The sequence below is a fragment of the Pseudocitrobacter cyperus genome (assembly GCF_039889165.1).
GTDB classification, from domain to species: Bacteria; Pseudomonadota; Gammaproteobacteria; order Enterobacterales; family Enterobacteriaceae; genus Pseudocitrobacter; species Pseudocitrobacter cyperus.
Genome location: NZ_JAYMYY010000001.1, coordinates 719,410 through 737,811, shown reverse-complemented (window position 1 = coordinate 737,811; position 18,402 = coordinate 719,410). Strand labels below are relative to the sequence as shown.

The 18,402-nt window shown below is 52.8% G+C and carries 17 protein-coding genes and 1 other annotated feature; of the genes, 8 read left to right on the top strand and 9 right to left on the bottom strand.

Annotated elements, in window-relative coordinates:
* The first annotated feature begins 164 nt into the window (after positions 1 to 164).
* The gene (gene ompW / locus VSR74_RS03590) at positions 165 to 800 is read left to right on the top strand and encodes an outer membrane protein OmpW (protein WP_347793430.1); all 636 of its coding nucleotides are present in this window, start codon (positions 165 to 167) and stop codon (positions 798 to 800) included.
* Positions 801 to 892: 92 nt separating this feature from the next.
* On the opposite strand, the gene VSR74_RS03585 is transcribed toward ompW, so the two are convergent.
* A complete protein-coding gene (locus VSR74_RS03585) occupies positions 893 to 1,042 on the bottom strand; it encodes a hypothetical protein (RefSeq protein WP_347793429.1) in 150 nt (49 codons plus the stop codon).
* Positions 1,043 to 1,479: 437 nt separating this feature from the next.
* Here VSR74_RS03585 and VSR74_RS03580 point away from each other — a divergent pair, with 437 nt between their 5' ends.
* Positions 1,480 to 2,376 carry a diguanylate cyclase gene (locus VSR74_RS03580; protein ID WP_347793428.1) on the top strand — a complete coding sequence of 299 codons (897 nt, stop codon included), beginning with the start codon at positions 1,480 to 1,482 and terminating at the stop codon, positions 2,374 to 2,376.
* A gap of 192 nt (positions 2,377 to 2,568) precedes the next feature.
* Here VSR74_RS03580 and trpA read toward each other — a convergent pair whose 3' ends face one another.
* The 5 genes from trpA to VSR74_RS03555 are packed head-to-tail and all read right to left on the bottom strand — an operon-like array spanning position 2,569 to position 9,109.
* Positions 2,569 to 3,378 (bottom strand): tryptophan synthase subunit alpha, encoded by an 810-nt coding sequence (gene trpA, locus VSR74_RS03575; RefSeq protein WP_347793427.1) that lies wholly within the window; start codon positions 3,376 to 3,378, stop codon positions 2,569 to 2,571.
* On the bottom strand, positions 3,378 to 4,571 hold the full coding sequence (gene trpB, locus VSR74_RS03570) for a tryptophan synthase subunit beta (protein ID WP_347793426.1): 1,194 nt from the start codon (positions 4,569 to 4,571) through the stop codon (positions 3,378 to 3,380). Before trpB ends, trpA begins: the two co-directional genes overlap by 1 nt.
* A gap of 18 nt (positions 4,572 to 4,589) precedes the next feature.
* The gene (trpCF, locus tag VSR74_RS03565) at positions 4,590 to 5,948 is read right to left on the bottom strand and encodes a bifunctional indole-3-glycerol-phosphate synthase TrpC/phosphoribosylanthranilate isomerase TrpF (RefSeq protein ID WP_347793425.1); all 1,359 of its coding nucleotides are present in this window, start codon (positions 5,946 to 5,948) and stop codon (positions 4,590 to 4,592) included.
* Between the two features lie 3 nt (positions 5,949 to 5,951).
* Positions 5,952 to 7,547: a bifunctional anthranilate synthase glutamate amidotransferase component TrpG/anthranilate phosphoribosyltransferase TrpD gene (gene trpD / locus VSR74_RS03560; RefSeq protein WP_347793424.1), complete on the bottom strand. Its 1,596-nt coding sequence runs from the start codon at positions 7,545 to 7,547 to the stop codon at positions 5,952 to 5,954.
* Entirely contained in the window at positions 7,547 to 9,109 is a 1,563-nt protein-coding gene (locus tag VSR74_RS03555; protein ID WP_347793423.1) for an anthranilate synthase component 1, read from the bottom strand. The genes trpD and VSR74_RS03555 overlap by 1 nt, the downstream gene beginning before the upstream one ends.
* A 33-nt stretch (positions 9,110 to 9,142) precedes the next feature.
* Positions 9,143 to 9,237, bottom strand: a sequence feature (Trp leader region).
* Between the two features lie 157 nt (positions 9,238 to 9,394).
* Between VSR74_RS03555 and VSR74_RS03550 the strand changes: the two genes are divergently transcribed.
* The 5 genes from VSR74_RS03550 (at position 9,395) to VSR74_RS03530 (ending at position 15,356) form a co-directional block, all read left to right on the top strand.
* The gene (locus VSR74_RS03550) at positions 9,395 to 10,312 is read left to right on the top strand and encodes a hypothetical protein (protein ID WP_347793422.1); all 918 of its coding nucleotides are present in this window, start codon (positions 9,395 to 9,397) and stop codon (positions 10,310 to 10,312) included.
* 58 nt (positions 10,313 to 10,370) lie between these two features.
* A complete protein-coding gene (gene rnm / locus VSR74_RS03545) occupies positions 10,371 to 11,252 on the top strand; it encodes an RNase RNM (RefSeq protein ID WP_347793421.1) in 882 nt (293 codons plus the stop codon).
* Positions 11,249 to 11,869 (top strand): L-threonylcarbamoyladenylate synthase, encoded by a 621-nt coding sequence (locus VSR74_RS03540; RefSeq protein ID WP_347793420.1) that lies wholly within the window; start codon positions 11,249 to 11,251, stop codon positions 11,867 to 11,869. The genes rnm and VSR74_RS03540 overlap by 4 nt, the downstream gene beginning before the upstream one ends.
* A gap of 197 nt (positions 11,870 to 12,066) precedes the next feature.
* Positions 12,067 to 12,951: a 23S rRNA pseudouridine(2605) synthase RluB gene (rluB, locus tag VSR74_RS03535; protein ID WP_015964655.1), complete on the top strand. Its 885-nt coding sequence runs from the start codon at positions 12,067 to 12,069 to the stop codon at positions 12,949 to 12,951.
* Between the two features lie 212 nt (positions 12,952 to 13,163).
* Positions 13,164 to 15,356 carry a TonB-dependent siderophore receptor gene (locus VSR74_RS03530; protein ID WP_347793419.1) on the top strand — a complete coding sequence of 731 codons (2,193 nt, stop codon included), beginning with the start codon at positions 13,164 to 13,166 and terminating at the stop codon, positions 15,354 to 15,356.
* Between the two features lie 43 nt (positions 15,357 to 15,399).
* Here the strand turns inward: VSR74_RS03530 and cobO are convergent, their stop codons facing one another.
* The gene (cobO, locus tag VSR74_RS03525; RefSeq protein WP_347793418.1) at positions 15,400 to 15,990 is read right to left on the bottom strand and encodes a cob(I)yrinic acid a,c-diamide adenosyltransferase; all 591 of its coding nucleotides are present in this window, start codon (positions 15,988 to 15,990) and stop codon (positions 15,400 to 15,402) included.
* Positions 15,987 to 16,748, bottom strand: a complete 762-nt coding sequence (locus VSR74_RS03520) for a YciK family oxidoreductase (protein ID WP_347793417.1) — start codon at positions 16,746 to 16,748, stop codon at positions 15,987 to 15,989. The genes cobO and VSR74_RS03520 overlap by 4 nt, the downstream gene beginning before the upstream one ends.
* A gap of 252 nt (positions 16,749 to 17,000) precedes the next feature.
* On the opposite strand from VSR74_RS03520, the gene sohB reads away from it, so the two are divergent.
* Positions 17,001 to 18,047 (top strand): protease SohB, encoded by a 1,047-nt coding sequence (sohB, locus tag VSR74_RS03515; protein ID WP_347793416.1) that lies wholly within the window; start codon positions 17,001 to 17,003, stop codon positions 18,045 to 18,047.
* A gap of 58 nt (positions 18,048 to 18,105) precedes the next feature.
* Here sohB and VSR74_RS03510 read toward each other — a convergent pair whose 3' ends face one another.
* Positions 18,106 to 18,357 (bottom strand): YciN family protein, encoded by a 252-nt coding sequence (locus VSR74_RS03510; protein WP_015964650.1) that lies wholly within the window; start codon positions 18,355 to 18,357, stop codon positions 18,106 to 18,108.
* Positions 18,358 to 18,402: the final 45 nt, after the last annotated feature.

Here is an 18,402-nt window from a genome sequence, read left to right as displayed (position 1 = left end):
TAAATTGATGTGGATACGTATTTGTTATTTGCCTTACTACGCAAAAATTAATCCAGATCAACAAATGTTAATATTTAACATTTAGTGTGATCTGTGTTGCTATCTTATTAACTATTTATAGGTATATTTGCCGCGATTGATAAAACCCCTAAAAAGGAGTGGGTATGAAAAAATTAGCAGTGGCGGCCTTAGCACTTTGTTCTCTTACCGGTGAGGCAATTGCTCACGAAGCTGGTGAGTTCTTCATTCGTGCCGGTTCAGCAACAGTTCGCCCAACGGAAGGGTCTGACAATGTTCTGGGATCTCTGGGTGGCTTTAACGTCAATAATAATACTCAACTGGGCCTGACCTTTACCTATATGGCAACGGATAACATCGGCATCGAATTGCTTGCCGCAACGCCGTTCCGTCATAAAGTAGGTACGGGCCCGACGGGTGACATTGCGACTGTCCACCATTTGCCGCCAACCCTGATGGCGCAGTGGTATTTCGGTGATTCCAGCAGCAAATTCCGTCCCTACGTCGGCGCGGGTATCAACTACACGACTTTCTTTGATAATGATTTCAACGATACCGGCAAAGAAGCGGGCCTTTCTGACCTCAGCCTCGATGATTCATGGGGCGCAGCAGGCCAGGTTGGGCTGGATTATTTAATCAACCGCGACTGGTTGGTGAACATGTCCGTTTGGTATATGGATATCGACACGACGGTGAAATTTAAAGCGGGTGGCGAGCGTCAAAGCGTCAGCACCCGTCTTGACCCGTGGGTGTTTATGTTCTCTGCGGGCTATCGCTTCTAATCTATTCACAAGGCTGGTCATTGTACGACCAGCCTTGCCTGCTGTTGCACTTTCGCCACGTGATACCGTCAAAGCCTTACCCGCCAACACGATTAAGCAAAAATCACGCTGTATCGCGCCCATTCCCGTAGGGAATCGATCCAGGGGTCAAGCCATTGCACAATGGTGTGAACATCCATGTCTATCTCCAGAAATAAACTGGCTAATGCGGCAGCGATGATGAGCAGATAATTTGTGAACATAAGAACATCCTTATTCTTATTTGGTTATGAAACAGATTTACATTAATTGAAAAACACCCCGCGGACAATATCAGCTCTGATACTCTTCACCATGTAGCGTTCTCAAGAGGCATCGCCAGTACTGTACTCCATGCTTTCTCAATGGGAGAGAACTTCACATTGGCATCTATTTTTTAATTTTAGGGTATGCGCACTTCCTTATCGGCATATCTTCATTTATTCTCATTTCGCTTTGTGGTAATTTTCTTAATACAGTAATATAAGAATGCTACTGATAAGATATAGTTATCAAAACAAATTAATGAGTTGTGGTGAATTATTTATACTACAAATCATTCATTTAAAGAATGGTTTATTTTTCTTATCAAAACTGACATCGTTTTAATTAGTTATTTTTAAGTTTTAGTATTAGCGGTGCAACGTTACATGGAGGCAAGATGAACAGGAAGTTGAAAGCGATAGATGAACTGCTTGATGGGTTAAATCGCTCGGTCGGAGCGCACTATCACTGGCTGGTGCAGGCATTCAAGATTATTGCTAAGCATGAAAGGAATCTGGAGGATGTCTCCAGCCTTGAGGCGCATAATTTCTGTCAGTTTGGTTGTTGGGTGAATAAACATCTTGCCACGGATACAGAAGATAAGGGTTTTTTGTTAACCATTCATGAAAAGCATATTCATGTGCATGAAGCTTGTCGGCAATTAGTCGAATCAATTTTGCAAAATGAAATTCAGGATTCATTGTTTAATGATTTTGAACATGCACTACAGGGATTTGTTGGTGCAATTACCTGTTATCAGACACATTTGTTACAACTGCGTATTAGCTATGATGCGCTGACCAGTTTACCGTTACGGCGTATTCTTGATGAGTCATTTGATAAACAAGTGATGGATCGTAGCAACGGCGATCTGTATGTCATGATTCTGGATATCGATCACTTTAAACGTATCAATGATACCTACGGTCACGTGGTGGGTGATGAAGTGCTGCGCGCCTTTGCGCAAAAGCTGCAAAGCAGTACCCGCAACTATGAGCCGGTTTATCGTTTTGGCGGTGAGGAGTTCATTGTGATCCTCAAAGCGAAGAATGAGGCGGAGGCGATGGCGGCAGGCATACGTATCACCCGTGCGATTGAGCATCATCAGATTATGGTAGGGCAGTATCACATCCCTGTTACGGTGACGTCTGGCTTAACTCGTGCGGTACCGGGAGAGTTACTGCGCATGGTACTTGAGCGAGCAGATGCGGCAATGTACGTTGGCAAGCAGTCGGGCAGGAACCGCTGCATGTTCATCGATGAGCAGGGCTCCATTGAACGCGTTGTAGATTAACAGGCAAAAAAAAAGCCCACCGATGGTGGGCAAGTAATACTGGAAGCAATGTGAGCAATGTCGTAACGAATAGTTGAGAGATTTACTCAACTATTCGTTAATGAGAAAGATAACGGTTCTCATTTGTGATATCAACCCTACATTTTGTGTTAATTGCATTTTTAGCGTCCATATAAAAGCCGCTTTTGCCGTCTATGCGGTGCGCGTGGCGGACTTCATCGCCTGAGCAAATGCTTTCAGTTCAGCCAGCATCACATCCGGTTTGTCGAGATTTTTCTCGATGATTTTGACCGTTGCAGAACCGGAAATTGCCCCAGCGGCACCAGCTTCAATCGATGCGCGAACCTGCTCCGGCGTGGAAATGCCAAAGCCCTGTAACGGCGGTGCGGCATGGTATTCCGCCAGTTTCTCCACCAGGTGGTGCAGCGGCAGGGCGGCGCGGGTGTCCGCTCCGGTTACGCCCGCACGGGATAGCAGGTAGGTATACCCGCGGCCGTGAGAAGCAATCTGGCGCAGCAGCTCATCATCCGCATTTGGCGGGCAGATAAAGATGGGCGCAATGTTGTAGCGCATGGCCGCCTGGCGGAAGGGCGCTGACTCTTCGATAGGCACATCGGCGACCAGCACCGAATCGACGCCAACACGCGCACACTCGGCATAGAACTCGTCAATCCCGCGGTTGAACACCAGGTTCGCGTACATCAGCAGGCCGACAGGCATTGTCGGGTGTTTCTGGCGAATGGCTGCCAGCATTTCAAAACATTGCGTCGGCGTGACGTTTGAGGCAAATGCGCGCAGGGTCGCACTCTGAATAGTCGGGCCGTCTGCCAGCGGATCGGAGAAGGGGATCCCCAGTTCCAGCGCGTCCGCGCCGCCTTCAATCAGCGCATCGATAATCTTCAGCGACTGCTCCGGATTTGGGTCGCCAAGAGTCACAAAGGGAACAAACGCACCCTCCTTGCGGGCCTTCAGTTCTGCAAACAGGTTGTCATAGCGTTCCATCAGATTTCCCCTCGAGCTTTCAGAATATCGTGTACGGTGAAGATGTCTTTGTCGCCGCGACCGGAGAGGTTAACGACCAGCAGTTGCTCTTTTTCCGGATTTTCACGCATCATCTTCAGTGCGTGAGCCAGGGCGTGTGAGGATTCCAGCGCCGGGATGATCCCTTCGTGACGGCTAAGGGCTTTAAAAGCTTCCAGCGCTTCGTCATCGGTAATCGAGACATATTCGGCGCGGCCGATGCTGTTCAGATAAGCGTGCTGCGGCCCAACGGACGGGAAATCAAGACCGGCAGAGATAGAGTAGGACTCTTCAATCTGCCCCTCATCAGTCTGCATCATCGGCGACTTCATGCCGAAGTAGATACCAACGCGGCCATGTTTCAGCGGTGCACCATGCTCGCCGGTTTCAATACCATGACCCGCAGGCTCGACGCCAATCAGACCTACGCGGGTTTCATCGATAAAATCGGCAAACATGCCGATAGCGTTAGAACCGCCACCCACGCAGGCGATGACGGCATCCGGCAGGCGACCCTCTTTTTCCAGCACCTGGGCTTTGGTTTCTTCGCCAATCATGCGCTGGAACTCACGCACGATGGTCGGGAACGGATGCGGGCCCGCTGCGGTACCGAGCATGTAGTGCGCGGTTTCGTAGCTGCCAGACCAGTCGCGTAGCGCTTCATTACAGGCATCTTTCAGCGTGGCTGAACCGCTATGAACCGGGATCACTTCGGCGCCCATCAAACGCATACGGAATACGTTAGGCGATTGACGCTCAACATCTTTCGCACCCATATAAATGCGGCATTTCAGGCCGAGAAGGGCGCTGGCAAGGGCGGAGGCCACACCATGCTGCCCGGCACCCGTCTCAGCGATAATTTCGGTTTTGCCCATACGCTTCGCCAGCAACGCCTGACCCAGAACCTGGTTGGTTTTGTGCGCGCCGCCGTGCAGCAGATCTTCACGCTTCAGATACAGCGTGGTGTTTGTGCCCGCGGTGAGGTTACGACATTTGGTCAGCGCAGTCGGGCGACCGGCGTAGTTTTTCAACAGGTCGGTAAATTCCGCCTGAAATTGCGGATCTTTTTGTGCGCTAACGAAGGCTTCTTCCAGTTGGCGCAGCGCAGGCATCAGGATCTGCGGAACGTACATTCCGCCGAACTCGCCGAAATAGGGGTTAAGTAACGTGCTCATTGTTGCTCCTTTCATACCTTAATATGCGCGCAGCGTCTGAAAAACCGAGGCCAGTTTGCTGGCATCTTTAATACCCGGTTGCGACTCTACACCTGAATTGAAATCCAGCCCGGCACAGCCGCTTTTGGCTGCTTCTACGCAGTTATCTGCGCCTAATCCGCCTGCCAGAATGACATTGCTGAGATCCTGCCCCTGCAACAGCGACCAGTCGAAACGCTTTCCGGTACCGCCCTGGCCATTATCGAACACATATTTATCGACGTGATTCAAATTACGCGCTGGCAGCGTTTCACCGACGCTGAGCGCTTTCCAGATTTGCACCTCTGCAGGAAGCTGAGCGCGCAGCGCGGTGATATACGCCTGGTCTTCATCGCCGTGAAGTTGCACAGCGACGAGGGAAAGCTCCGTGGCTCGGGCAACCACGTCCTGAACTGGTGCATTGCGAAAGACGCCGACATAGTTCAACGGTGTGGTCGCTACCACTTCTCGGGCGAGTTCCACAGTGACAGCACGCGGCGACGTGGGCACAAAAATCAGCCCGCCGTAAATGGCTCCCGCTTCATATGCGGCCAGCGCATCCTGAGGACGGGTCAGGCCGCAAACTTTGTTTTCCCCCAGCAGCACACGGCGCACGGCACTATTCAAATCGTCGTGGGACATCAGCGCCGAGCCAATCAGGAAGCCATTGGCGAAGTGGCTTAATTCCCGTACCTGGGCGTAAGTATTAATACCCGATTCGCTGATCACCGTGACATCATGACCGAGGCGCGGCGCCAATTGGCGGGTGCGATTCAGGTCAATAGAGAGGTCGCGCAGGTCACGGTTGTTAATCCCGACCACTTTTGCGCCCAATGCGAGAGCACGTTCCAGCTCTTCTTCATTAGAGACTTCAGTCAGTACGCCCATCTTCAGACTATGGGCGACAGCCGCAAGCTGGCGGTACTGTTCATCATCAAGAACCGAGAGCATCAGCAGGCAGGCATCGGCCTGATAAAAGCGCGCGAGGTAGATCTGATAAGGATCGATAATAAAGTCCTTACACAGAATCGGCTGATGCGCAATTTTGCTGACGATAGGTAAAAACTCAAAGTTACCCTGAAAATACTTCTCGTCGGTTAATACTGAAATAGCGGAGGCATAGTGCTTATAAACGCCAGCAATACGCGCCGGGTCGAAATCATCGCGAATGACGCCCTTCGATGGCGAGGCTTTTTTACACTCCAGAATAAAGGCGGTACGCGTGCCACGTAGCGCATCATAAAAGCTACGCTGTGTCGGTTGAACGTCATTCTGGAACGAGGCTAACGGTTGTTGTTGTTTGCGGGCTTCTACCCAAATCGCTTTATCGGCTACGATTTTTGCTAATACGGTCTGCATTTTTTACCCTCTTGCCGCTAATGCGGTGACGCAATCATAGGCTGCACCGCTGTGCAGGACATCCAGTACCTTTTGTGCGTTGGCTTTTAAGTCTTCATGGCCATAAAGGCGCATTAACATGGCAACGTTGGCGGCGACAGCGGACTCATGTGCATTCTCACCTTTACCTTGTAACAAGCGCGTTAGAATGTCACGGTTTTCTTCCGGTGTGCCGCCCGCCAGCTCTTCCTGATGATAAGGACGGAGGCCAAAATCGGCGGCGGTCAGTTGATAGCTCTTGATTTCACCCTGGTCGAGTTCTGCGACGACGGTTGGCGCATGCAGCGACACTTCATCCATCCCGCCGCTGTGGACGACGGCTGCACGTTGATAACCCAGTACGCGCAGGGTTTCAGCAATTGGCAGTACCAGTTCCGGGCTGTAGACGCCAATCAGCGCCAGCGGCGGATGCGCCGGGTTAATCAGCGGCCCCAGTACATTAAACAGGGTGCGGGTTTTTAACTGCTGGCGCACCGGCATCGCATAACGGAATCCTGTGTGGTATTTCGGTGCGAACAGGAAGCAGACTCCCAGTTCATCCAGCGCTTTTCGTGACTTATCAGCATTCATATCCAGATTAATACCGAATGCTGCCAGTAAGTCGGACGAGCCGGATTTGCTGGAGACGCTGCGGTTGCCATGTTTCGCCACCTTAAGTCCGCAAGCCGCGGCAACAAAGGCGCTGGCCGTCGAAATGTTGATACTGTTACTGCCGTCGCCACCGGTACCGACGATATCGGCAAACGGATAATCAGGGCGCGGGAAGGGGGCGGCATTTTCCAGTAGGGCGGTGGCGGCACCGGCAATCTCAATGGGACTTTCGCCACGAATTTTCATACTCACCAGCGCGGCGGCAAGCTGTTCTGGTTTCACCTCACCACGAACCACGGCGGAGAAAAGCTGGTGGCTCTCCTGCTGAGTCAGGGTTTGCGCCTGATACAGTTTTTCCAGAATCGGTTGCAGGGTATTGGTCTGCTCCAGTTTTTGCAGCGCCCAGGCAAGAGTTTGCTCCAGCAGGCGCGCGCCCTGGCTGGTCAGAATCGATTCCGGATGGAACTGGAAACCGCAAACGCGATCGGCATCGTGACGGACTGCCATCACCATACCGTCGAAGTGGGCGTTGATGGTCAGACCCGCCGGAATATTGCTGCCTACCAGCGAGTGATAGCGGGCGACCGGAAGTGGGTTGCTCAACCCGGCAAACATTTCCAGGCCATCATGCTCAATGCTGGAGGCCTTACCATGCAGGATTTCGCCTGCCTGGCCGACGTAGCCGCCATAGGCTTCGACAATCGCCTGATGACCGAGACAAATCCCGATAATCGGCAGTTTGCCGCGCATACGGGTCAGTAGCTCCGGCATGCAGCCCGCTTCTGAAGGCGTACCAGGCCCTGGCGAGAGCATCAGCACCGGGTTTTTCATCGTACCCAGGCGTTCAATCAACGTTTGAGCGGGGACGTGGTTGCGATAAATCACCACGTTATGACCGTTGGCGCGTAGCTGATCTGCAAGGTTATAGGTGAATGAGTCGATATTATCGAGCAGCAGAATATCAGCCATCAGAAAATCTCCTGTGCATGGTGTGCGGTAGCGATGGCGCGCAGTACCGCGCGTGCTTTATTACGGGTTTCATCGGCTTCGGACTGGGGAACGGAGTCCAGTACTACACCGGCGCCAGCCTGAACGGTGGCGACACCGTTTTCTACAAAAGCGGAGCGGATCACGATGCAGGTGTCCAGGTCTCCATGGGCGGTGAAGTAGCCGACTGCGCCGCCGTAACTGCCGCGACGCTTGCCTTCTGCGGCGGCGATAAGCTGCATGGCGCGAACTTTTGGCGCGCCGCTCAGGGTGCCCATGTTCATGCAGGCACGGTAGGCGTGCAGAACATCGAGATCCTTACGCAGTTCGCCGACCACGCGAGAAACCAGATGCATGACGAATGAGTAGCGGTCAACTTTAGTGAGGTCGGCAACGTAACGGCTACCCGGTGTACAAATGCGCGCCAGGTCGTTACGCGCCAGGTCGACCAGCATCAGATGCTCCGACAGCTCTTTATGGTCGGTGCGCATTTCCAGCTCAATGCGGCTATCAAGGTCGCGATCCAGAGAGCCGTCTGCGCGACGACCGCGTGGGCGGGTACCGGCAATCGGGTAGATCTCAATCTGGCGGCTGGCGGCTTCATATTTCAGCGAGCTTTCCGGAGAAGCGCCGAACAGGGTGAAATCGTTATCCTGCATGAAAAACATGTACGGGCTGGGGTTGCTCTTCTTCAGCACATCGTAAGCGGCCAGCGGCGACGGGCAGGGCAGTGAGAAGCGACGAGACGGCACCACCTGGAAAATCTCACCGGCGCGAATCGCTTTCTGCATTTTACGCACCACATCACCGTACTCTTCATCGCTCTGATTCGTTTCGCAGCGCATCTGTTCAACGCTCTCTACTGGCAAAGCCGCAGGTGGTTCGTTCAGTTGCTGACGCAGTTCCGCAATGCGTTGCAGCAGCCTGTCTTTTTCACTCAATGATGGCGTGAACAGGCTGGCCTGAATGCGGGTGTTTTTGGTCTGATGGTCGATAACCAGCAGGGTTTCAGCGAGGTAGAAGCAGTAGTCAGGGCAGGAGGTGTCGCTCTCAAGCGCGGGCAGATCTTCAAAACCGGCAACCAGGTCATAGGCGAACAGACCGCCAAAGAACATCGCGTCGCGTTCATTTTCCGGCAATGTGACCAGCGTTTGCAGCAGGCGGAAGGCATCAAACACCGACAGCGAACACAGGCGCGCGTCTTCGTCCAGTAGGGTGCTTACGGCCGGGAAGGTCAGTACGCGGCCATTCGATGTCGGCTGGTTATCAACCCCGGAAGGCAGAGCGGCATCCAGCAGAGGCAGCAGAGAGGCACCATTGTCGGTCAGAGCCTGAATAGTGACAGTGTCACCTAGTGCGGTGATCCGCAGCGCACTGTCAACGAGCAGCAGGCTTTTCAGATCGTCCTTGCTGTCGATATCCGCAGATTCAAGCAGCAGCGTGGCCGGACGAGAGGCACACAACTGATGGAACAGCGCAGTGGGGTTTTCGCGATAAATCGCGTCACTGGTCAGAAGTTCAAGCGCGGGTTTTGGTGTTTGCATTGTGAGTTTCGCCTGTTCTGTAAAAATGTGTTCAATAAAAAGCCCGCTCAGTGGCGGGCCGGGTATCTGTTTGCATAATGCAGACGTGATGACACTGCCCGTTATCAGGGAGTGCGCCACCAACCGTGCAGTACATTGATTTTCGTCTTCATTTGCCGATACCTTGCTTGAGTGAACTTGCGTACTAGTTAACTGGTTCGCGCTAAGCTTGTCAACGCTTTTTCACGCTTAAATAGAGATTGAGTGTAAAATAGCGGGAGACACTACGATTGATAGGGAACATCAATGTCTGCTCCGCGTAAAATCAAACCTGTGCTGTTTATTGTTCTGCTGGCAGGTATCAGCAGTTGGCTATGTTTACGCTATGCCGATCGAACAGTGGATTCCATTTATATTTCTTCGGATGATGTGAAGTTGACGCTGCGTGGGGAGATCCCGGCACATACGAAGCTACAGATTAGCGCGAAGTACGGCTCTTCATCCTGTGCGGGTGAAGATTTATTGCAGAGCGAGGAGGCGGATGACGGCTACCGTTCAATCTCCACACTTACCCGTACTTTTAGCGAGGCCGAAAAATCCCATCCCTATCAGGTTGATTTTCCACTCGATAATTTTGGCAAATGCGCCTGGCAATTGCAGTCGATCAACTGGCGATTTATCTGGTACTTTGCACCGCCCAGAATGGTGATTGTGGACTCTCCGTTTAATATCGAACCCTGCACCAGCGATGGGCAAATAAATCTACAGCCGTGCAGGCGAAATAACGCGTTACGCCCCGTCATTTACACACTTCGTCATGAATCGGATGCAGGCTCCTGGGATGGACTCATCTCCATTGACTCGTCCGGCGCGCTTGCGTTCAAATCTGTCGAAAACGCGCGTTGGCAATCCCGGCAGCCCGGAACTTTATCCGTGGATGTAAATAAAAAAGTGGCGGTGAATTTGACGCTGGCGCTAAAACCGGACTACGTCGTTCGCCTTCGCGAAAATGTTGATGGCCGGGAGAGTACCGTGATTTATCCCGATGGCACGACCTGGTTTTATGCCACTTCCCTGAAAGCGTCGCCGCCCGCAGGGGCACATACAGGCGAGCAGATGACGTTGTATAGCCCCTGGCGAAAAGAATCATGCCTGAACACTCTTCAACAATCCGCGAAAGGCGGGCAAAAAGACCCGATGCGGGAAAATGATTATTGCCGTTAATGCTTCCTGTGGTGTAATTGCCCGCTGAATTGAGCCATTACGTTGTACGGGAGCCGTTTTGAGCGACACAACCTATGCAGTGATTTACGATCTTCACAGCCACACCACCGCCTCCGATGGTCGACTGACGCCGGAAGAACTGGTGCATCGCGCAGGAGAAATGCGCGTAGGCACGCTGGCGATCACCGATCACGACACTGTCGATGGCATCCCTCCGGCGCAGGCGGAAATTGCCCGCGCCGGGCTGGCGCTGAACCTGATTACCGGTGTGGAGATTTCCACGCTGTGGGAAAACCATGAAATTCATATTGTCGGCCTGAATATTGATATCCACCATCCGGCCTTAACCGCCTTCCTGAACCAGCAAAAAGTACGGCGAAACACTCGTGCGGCGCTTATCGCCGAGCGTCTGGAAAAAGCGCATATTCCCGGCGCGCTGGAAGGCGCGCAGCGGCTGGCAGACGGCGGTGCGGTAACGCGTGGCCATTTTGCCCGTTTTCTGGTGGAACAGGGCAAAGCGAAGACGATTGGTGATGTGTTTAAAAAATACCTCGCACGTGGGAAAACGGGATACGTGCCGCCACAGTGGTGTACAATAAAGGAAGCTATTGATGTCATTCATCATTCAGGCGGCGTGGCGGTAATGGCTCATCCGGCCCGTTACAACCTTTCCGCCAAGTGGCTGAAAAGATTGCTGGCCCACTTTAGTGAACAGGGTGGCGATGCGATGGAAGTCGCGCAGTGTCAGCAGGCGCCGCATGAGCGCGCTCAGCTTGCCACTTATGCCCGGGAATACGCTTTGCTGGCCTCGCAGGGTTCGGATTTTCACCAGCCCTGCCCATGGATAGAACTGGGCCGCAAACTGTGGCTACCCGCTGGGGTAGAGGGCATCTGGCAACGCTTCGAGACGCCACAGAATTCTACTGAGAGGGAAGTATGAGTCAGTTTTTTTATATCCATCCGGATAACCCACAGGCGCGTCTGATTAACCAGGCGGTCGATATCGTGCGTAAAGGTGGGGTGATCGTTTATCCGACCGATTCCGGCTACGCGCTGGGTTGCAAAATTGAAGATAAAGGCGCGATGGAGCGTATCTGCCGTATTCGTCATCTGCCTGACGGCCATAACTTTACGTTGATGTGCCGCGACCTGTCGGAACTGTCGACCTATTCCTACGTCGATAACGTGGCGTTTCGCCTGATGAAAAACAACACGCCGGGCAACTACACCTTTATTCTTAAAGGAACGAAAGAAGTGCCGCGCCGTCTGTTGCAGGAAAAACGTAAAACTATCGGTATGCGTGTGCCGTCTAATCCAATTGCTCAGGCACTGCTTGAGGCACTAGGCGAGCCAATGCTTTCGACCTCTCTGATGCTGCCGGGCAGCGAGTTTACCGAGTCCGACCCGGAAGAGATTAAAGATCGTCTGGAGAAAGTGGTCGATTTGATTATTCATGGCGGTTATCTGGGGCAGCAACCGACGACGGTCATTGATTTAACTGACGACACGCCAGTGGTGCTGCGTGAAGGCGTGGGCGATGTGAAACCGTTCCTGTAATCGCGAATAAACCAGATGAATCTTTTCATCAGAAATTCATGTAAGATACGCGGCCACGAATTTTGTTATGGCGCACGCGGTGCGTCATTTAACGTGTAAAAGATACCTTTCAATGAGTTAGGGTTCGATTGAACTCAACGCATTGTTTTTGAAAGTATACCCAGACGCCTGTGAAGGCGACACCGGAAGGAAGCTCTATGAGCGATAAAAGCGAAAAACTGCAAAAAGTGCTGGCTCGCGCTGGCCACGGCTCCCGTCGTGAAATCGAAGCGATCATTGAAGCGGGGCGCGTGAGCGTCGACGGCAAAATCGCCAAGCTGGGCGATCGCGTTGAAGTGATCCCTGGCCTCAAAATCCGTATTGATGGCCATCTGATTTCGGTTAAAGAATCTGTAGAACAAATTTGTCGCGTTCTGGCTTACTACAAGCCGGAAGGTGAACTCTGTACGCGTAACGACCCTGAAGGTCGTCCAACCGTATTCGACCGCCTGCCAAAACTGCGCGGCGCGCGCTGGATTGCCGTCGGCCGTCTGGACGTCAACACCTGCGGGCTGCTGCTGTTCACCACCGATGGTGAACTGGCGAACCGCCTGATGCACCCAAGCCGTGAAGTTGAACGTGAATACGCCGTGCGCGTGTTCGGCCAGATTGATGACAGCAAAGTGCGCGAGCTTTCTCGTGGCGTACAGCTTGAAGATGGCCCGGCGGCGTTCAAAACCATCAAATTTACCGGTGGGGAAGGCATCAACCAGTGGTACAACGTGACCCTGACGGAAGGCCGTAACCGCGAAGTACGTCGTCTTTGGGAAGCGGTTGGCGTGCAGGTTAGCCGTTTGATCCGCGTTCGCTACGGCGATATTCCGCTGCCAAAAGGCCTGCCGCGCGGTGGCTATACCGAACTCGATCTGGCGCAGACCAACTACCTGCGTGAGCTGGTCGAACTGCCGCCTGAAACGGCATCAAAAGTGGCCGTTGAGAAGGACAGGCGTCGCATGAAGGCGAATCAGATTCGTCGTGCGGTGAAACGCCATAGCCAGGTGAGCAACCCGCGTCGTGGCGGGGGAAGCCGCAGCAACGGCTAATCACTCTCCTGATTATTAAACCGGGCAAACAGCAATGTTTGCCCGGTTTTTTATTTGTGCCTGACATCCCGCCTTCACAAAATCTATCGATTTGATTGTTTTATGTTCAAAAAAGGAGATGTGAAGGAGATTCCATGAATCATATGTGAAATGCGAATAATTATCATTAGTATGCGCACTTGCTTTTATGATTCATGACAGGGAATGATGAAATGTATATTTCTGTAACGGCACGAAAAAAACCAATTGCTCTCTTTTTAGCCAGCCTGCTGAGCACCACCGCGTGGGCCGCCAATGAGGAGCCGACAGAACCGCTTGCCGATAATGAAACCATGATTGTTACCGCTGAGCAGGAGCTGAAACAGCAGCCCGGGGTCTCCACCATCACCGCTGAAGATATTGAAAAAAGCCCGCCGGTGAATGACCTTTCCGATATTATCCGCAAAATGCCCGGCGTCAATCTGACGGGGAACAGCGCCAGCGGTAGCCGGGGAAATAACCGTCAGATCGATATTCGTGGTATGGGGCCGGAAAACACCCTGATTATGGTCGATGGCGTACCGGTGACATCGCGCAACTCTGTGCGTTATAGCTGGCGAGGGGAGCGCGATACGCGCGGTGATACCAACTGGGTACCGGCTGAAATGGTTGAACGTATTGAGGTGATTCGTGGCCCGGCGGCGGCGCGCTATGGTTCAGGTGCGGCGGGCGGGGTGGTAAATATCATCACTAAACGTCCGACTAACGACTGGCACGGTTCGCTCTCTCTGTTCACCAATCAGCCGGAAGATAGCAATGAAGGTGCGACCAAACGCGCTAACTTCAACCTCAGCGGCCCGCTGGCCGGTGATGCGCTGACTATGCGTCTGTACGGCAACCTGAACAAAACTGACGCTGATGCCTATGACATCAATACCGCCCAGAATGGTTCCGCCGCGGCCGGCCGTGAAGGGGTGCGTAATAAAGATATTAACGCCGTCGTTTCCTGGAAAATCACCCCGTTACAGATTGTTGATTTCAGTTATGGCTACAGTCGCCAGGGGAATATCTATGCGGGCGATACCCAGTACAGTAACAGCAACGTCAGCCCGGGAGGATTGATTCAGTCGCTGTATGGTGACGAGACCAACCGTATGTACCGCCAGAACTACGGCATCACCTGGAACGGTATCTGGGACTGGGGGACATCAAAATTTAACTTAAACTACGAAAAGACTAACAACACGCGACTGGATGAAGGTTCCACCGGTAAAGTGGAAGGGATGATCAACAGTGATGATTATTCAACCAGCCGTCTCGAAAGCTATCGTGCCGGTGGCGAAGTGAACTTCCCGCTCCAGTTGCTGGTGGATCAAACCGTCACGCTGGGCGCGGAGTGGAACCGTGATGAACTGAACGATCCTGCCTCGATGACGGCGACAGATAGCACGGGCGTAACGGTGGGTAATGTATCCGGCAGCGCCAGCGATCGCAGCAGCAAAAACAGCGCAACCATCAGTTCCCTCTATTTTGAAGATAACATTGCCGCGACGGACAGCACCCAGGTTCTGCCCGGTTTGCGTTTTGACTATCACGATACATTCGGCGCTAACTGGAGCCCGAGCCTGAATATTTCTCAGGGACTGGGCGATATGTTCACCCTCAAAGCGGGTATTGCGCGAGCCTTTAAAGCGCCAAATCTGTACCAGTCTACGGAAGGCTATTTACTTTCTACGCGTGGTAATGGTTGCCCGGTGAGCGTGAGTTCTGGTAGTTGCTTCCTGTTGGGTAATGAAGATCTGGATCCGGAAATCAGCGTGAATAAAGAGGTCGGGATCGAGTTTCATGATAACGGTTATGCGGCAGGCGTGACCTGGTTCCGCAACGACTATAAAAACAAAATCGTGGCCGGTGATGATGTGGTCGGTTACGCTTCAAATGGCGCCAATATTCTGCGCTGGGAAAATGGTGGTAAAGCGGTGGTGGAAGGGCTGGAAGGCAACCTGACCATTCCGGTTGTGCGCGATGTGCTGGAGTGGCGCACTAACGCGACCTACATGTTCCGTTCTGAGAGTAAGAAAACCGGTAACCCGCTGTCAGTGATCCCGGAGTTCACTATCAACTCACAGCTTGACTGGCAGGTGACGGATAAACTGGATACGACGCTGAGCTGGACGCAGTATGGTCGCCAGAAACCGCGACAGAATGCGGAGATCCGTAACGAAGCTGGTGAGATGTCAAACCGCGAGATCAGCCCATACGCAATATTTGGTCTGAACGTTAATTACGATATCACCAAAAATCTGCGCGCTAATGCCGGGATCAACAACCTGTTTGATAAACGTGTATATCGCGAAAATGACGGGGCTTCCACCTATAACGAACCGGGCCGCGCATACTACGCGGGCGTTACGGTGTCGTTCTAACTGAGATTGCCGGAAAGGTGAAACCTTCCCGGCGCTTTATTCTTCAGTAGTCGATGCCAATCTGGGCTTTAATACCAGCATCGAATGCATGTTTTACCGGGCGCAATTCACTCACTGTATCAGCCATCTCGGTTATCTCGCGGTGACAGCCGCGTCCGGTGATGATCACCGACTGGTGCGCAGGGCGGTTTTGTAATGCGTTCAGCACTTCCTCCAGCGGCAGATAGTCATATGCCACCATATAGGTCAGTTCATCGAGCAGCACGAGATCGACAGTTGCATCGGCCAGCATCCGTTTCGCATGTTGCCAGACGGCCAGGCAGGCGGCGGTATCGCTCTCACGATCCTGAGTGTTCCAGGTAAAGCCGGTCGCCATCACCTGAAACTCAACGCCATGCGGCTCCAGAAGATTACGCTCGCCGTTGGGCCATGTGCCTTTAATAAACTGCACCACGGCGACTTTTTTCCCGTGACCGACTGCGCGGGTAGCGGTGCCAAATGCTGCCGTGGTCTTACCTTTGCCGTTACCGGTAAAGACCATCACAATGCCGCGTTCCTCCTGAGCGGCAGCGACTCGGGCGTCGACTTTATCTTTTACGCGCTGCTGGCGCTCGCGGTAACGCTCATCACTCATTGTGCAATCCCCGGTTTACGGCCTGGTTGGGCATCGAAGGTCATTCCCGTTTTACGACGGCTATCGTCTCCCATCAGCCACAGATAAAGTGGCATGATATCGGCGGGCGTTTTCAGTTTTAACGGATCTTCCGTCGGGAAGGCACTGGCGCGCATACCGGTGCGTGTGCCTCCTGGATTAATGCAGTTCACGCGCAGATGGCGGCTTTGATACTCCTCGGCCAGTACCTGCATCATCCCCTCCGTCGCGAATTTTGACACCGAGTAGGCGCCCCAGTTAGCGCGCCCCTGACGACCGACGCTGGATGATGTGAATACCAGCGAACCTGCTTCTGATTGCAGCAGTAATGGCAATAGCGCCTGGGTCAGCATAAAGGTGCCGTTGACGTTAACCTGCATAACCTGTTGCCAGATGTCCGGCTTCTGTTCTGACATTGGTACCACCTCGCCAAGCAGCCCGGCGTTATGCAGTACACCGTCGAGGCGCGGGTAGTGCATGCTGATTTGCTGTGCGACCTGCTGGCACTCTTCTGGCGTGCAGGTGAGCAAATCCAGGGTAAACCAGCGCACGGGCAGGCCGCCCTGGTTTTCAATCTCTTGCGCCACGGCGCGTAACTTTTCTTCATTGCGGCCCAGTAAAACCACGCTTGCGCTGTAGCGGGCATAGGTGATCGCCGCTTCGCGACCAATGCCGTCGCTGGCACCCGTCACCAGGATGATACGGTTTTGCAACAAATCGGGTTTAGGTTGGTAATGCACGAGGACTCCTTTGTGGCTTTTCGGCGCCACAATCTGTGTTCTTTTCATGGCTTTTGGGCTTTATGCCCTAATCGCGCCACTATTTCAATCAGCCAGGAGGAGAGACAACGAGAAATTAACAATTTGCAATGATTTCATCGGTCAATCCCAGTTTTGGAAAGCCTCTCGCAGGCGTTAAATGTGGGTGAGACGTACAGGAATCGGTGTTGTACACTGGTCTGCAGATTCAGTGATTTTGTACAAGGTGGAAGTGTGGAAATTCTTTTTCAATATGGCTTATTTTTGGCGAAGATCGTAACGGTTGTCGTCGCAATCGTCGTAATCGCAGTTGTTATTGTCAATTTGTCACAGCGTAAGCGGCAGCGTGGAGAGCTGCGGATCACGAATTTAAGTGAACAACATAAAGAGATGCAAGAGGATTTAGCCGTGGCGCTACTCGATGGGCCGCAGCAAAAACTCTGGCATAAAGAACAGAAGAAAAAAGCAAAACTGGAGGCGAAAGCCGCCAAAACGAAAGCAAAGCAGGGGAAAAACGGGGCTGCAACGAAACCTCGCGCCTGGGTGATTGATTTTAAAGGCAGTATGGATGCGCACGAAGTCGCTTCCCTGCGTGAAGAAGTGACCGCGGTTCTTACGGTCGCGAGCCCGCAGGATGAAGTGGTGGTGCGTCTGGAAAGCCCTGGCGGTGTGGTACACGGTTATGGTCTGGCATCGTCGCAGTTGCAGCGTATTCGCGATAAGCAGATACCATTGACCGTTGCGGTCGATAAAGTGGCGGCCAGCGGCGGCTATATGATGGCCTGCGTGGCGAATAAAATCGTCGCCGCGCCATTTGCTATCCTCGGCTCGATTGGCGTTGTGGCGCAAATTCCTAACCTTCATCGTTTCCTGAAAAATAAAGATATCGATATCGAGCTCCACACGGCGGGTCAGTACAAACGTACCCTGACGCTGCTGGGTGAAAACACCGATGAAGGGCGGCAGAAATTCCGCGAAGATCTTAACGAAACCCATCATCTGTTTAAGAATTTCGTTAAACAAATGCGGCCTTCTCTGGATATTGACGCGGTAGCGACAGGGGAGCACTGGTACGGCGTGCAGGCGCAGGAAAAGGGGCTGGTTGATGAAGTGGGCACCAGCGATGAATTACTGCTGAATCTGATGAAAGATCGCGAAGTGATGAGCGTGAGCTATAAACAACGCAAGAAGATGATGGATCGTTTTACCGGTAGTGCGGCAGAAAGCGCCGATCGTTTGTTGTTGCGCTGGTGGCAGCGCGGGCAAAAACCGCTGATGTAAGGTCAGGACAGCCCGGTAGGCTCACTGCCGGGCTGTGAGACACCTGATTCAACGTGTACTAGTCGACCAGGTGATATTTCTCAGAAAGCTGATGGGCAAGGTATTTAAACATGTTGAATACCGCCGTGCTTTTCGGTGTGGGCAGGCCCTGTTCATCCAGAAAATACTCGCCGCTGAATATCAACACGCCATTGCGCTGTTCTACGCCCGTGGCTTCGATGCCAGCTAAGGTATCTTCATGTTCACGGATGAGTCGGTTTGCTTCAATAAGCAGAGTTTGACGATCGATGGGTTGGGTATTACCTGACATTTTTTACTCCTCGAAAAACTTTCCCTAGTTTACGCCCGCCAGGCG

Coding starts and splice junctions, on each gene's coding strand:
- ompW (WP_347793430.1), top strand. CDS start 165: ATGAAAAAATTAGCAGTGGCGGCCTTAGCACTTTGTTCTCTTACCGGT.
- VSR74_RS03585 (WP_347793429.1), bottom strand. CDS start 1,042: ATGTTCACAAATTATCTGCTCATCATCGCTGCCGCATTAGCCAGTTTA.
- VSR74_RS03580 (WP_347793428.1), top strand. CDS start 1,480: ATGAACAGGAAGTTGAAAGCGATAGATGAACTGCTTGATGGGTTAAAT.
- trpA (WP_347793427.1), bottom strand. CDS start 3,378: ATGGAACGCTATGACAACCTGTTTGCAGAACTGAAGGCCCGCAAGGAG.
- trpB (WP_347793426.1), bottom strand. CDS start 4,571: ATGAGCACGTTACTTAACCCCTATTTCGGCGAGTTCGGCGGAATGTAC.
- trpCF (WP_347793425.1), bottom strand. CDS start 5,948: ATGCAGACCGTATTAGCAAAAATCGTAGCCGATAAAGCGATTTGGGTA.
- trpD (WP_347793424.1), bottom strand. CDS start 7,547: ATGGCTGATATTCTGCTGCTCGATAATATCGACTCATTCACCTATAAC.
- VSR74_RS03555 (WP_347793423.1), bottom strand. CDS start 9,109: ATGCAAACACCAAAACCCGCGCTTGAACTTCTGACCAGTGACGCGATT.
- VSR74_RS03550 (WP_347793422.1), top strand. CDS start 9,395: ATGTCTGCTCCGCGTAAAATCAAACCTGTGCTGTTTATTGTTCTGCTG.
- VSR74_RS03540 (WP_347793420.1), top strand. CDS start 11,249: ATGAGTCAGTTTTTTTATATCCATCCGGATAACCCACAGGCGCGTCTG.
- rluB (WP_015964655.1), top strand. CDS start 12,067: ATGAGCGATAAAAGCGAAAAACTGCAAAAAGTGCTGGCTCGCGCTGGC.
- VSR74_RS03530 (WP_347793419.1), top strand. CDS start 13,164: ATGTATATTTCTGTAACGGCACGAAAAAAACCAATTGCTCTCTTTTTA.
- cobO (WP_347793418.1), bottom strand. CDS start 15,990: ATGAGTGATGAGCGTTACCGCGAGCGCCAGCAGCGCGTAAAAGATAAA.
- VSR74_RS03510 (WP_015964650.1), bottom strand. CDS start 18,357: ATGTCAGGTAATACCCAACCCATCGATCGTCAAACTCTGCTTATTGAA.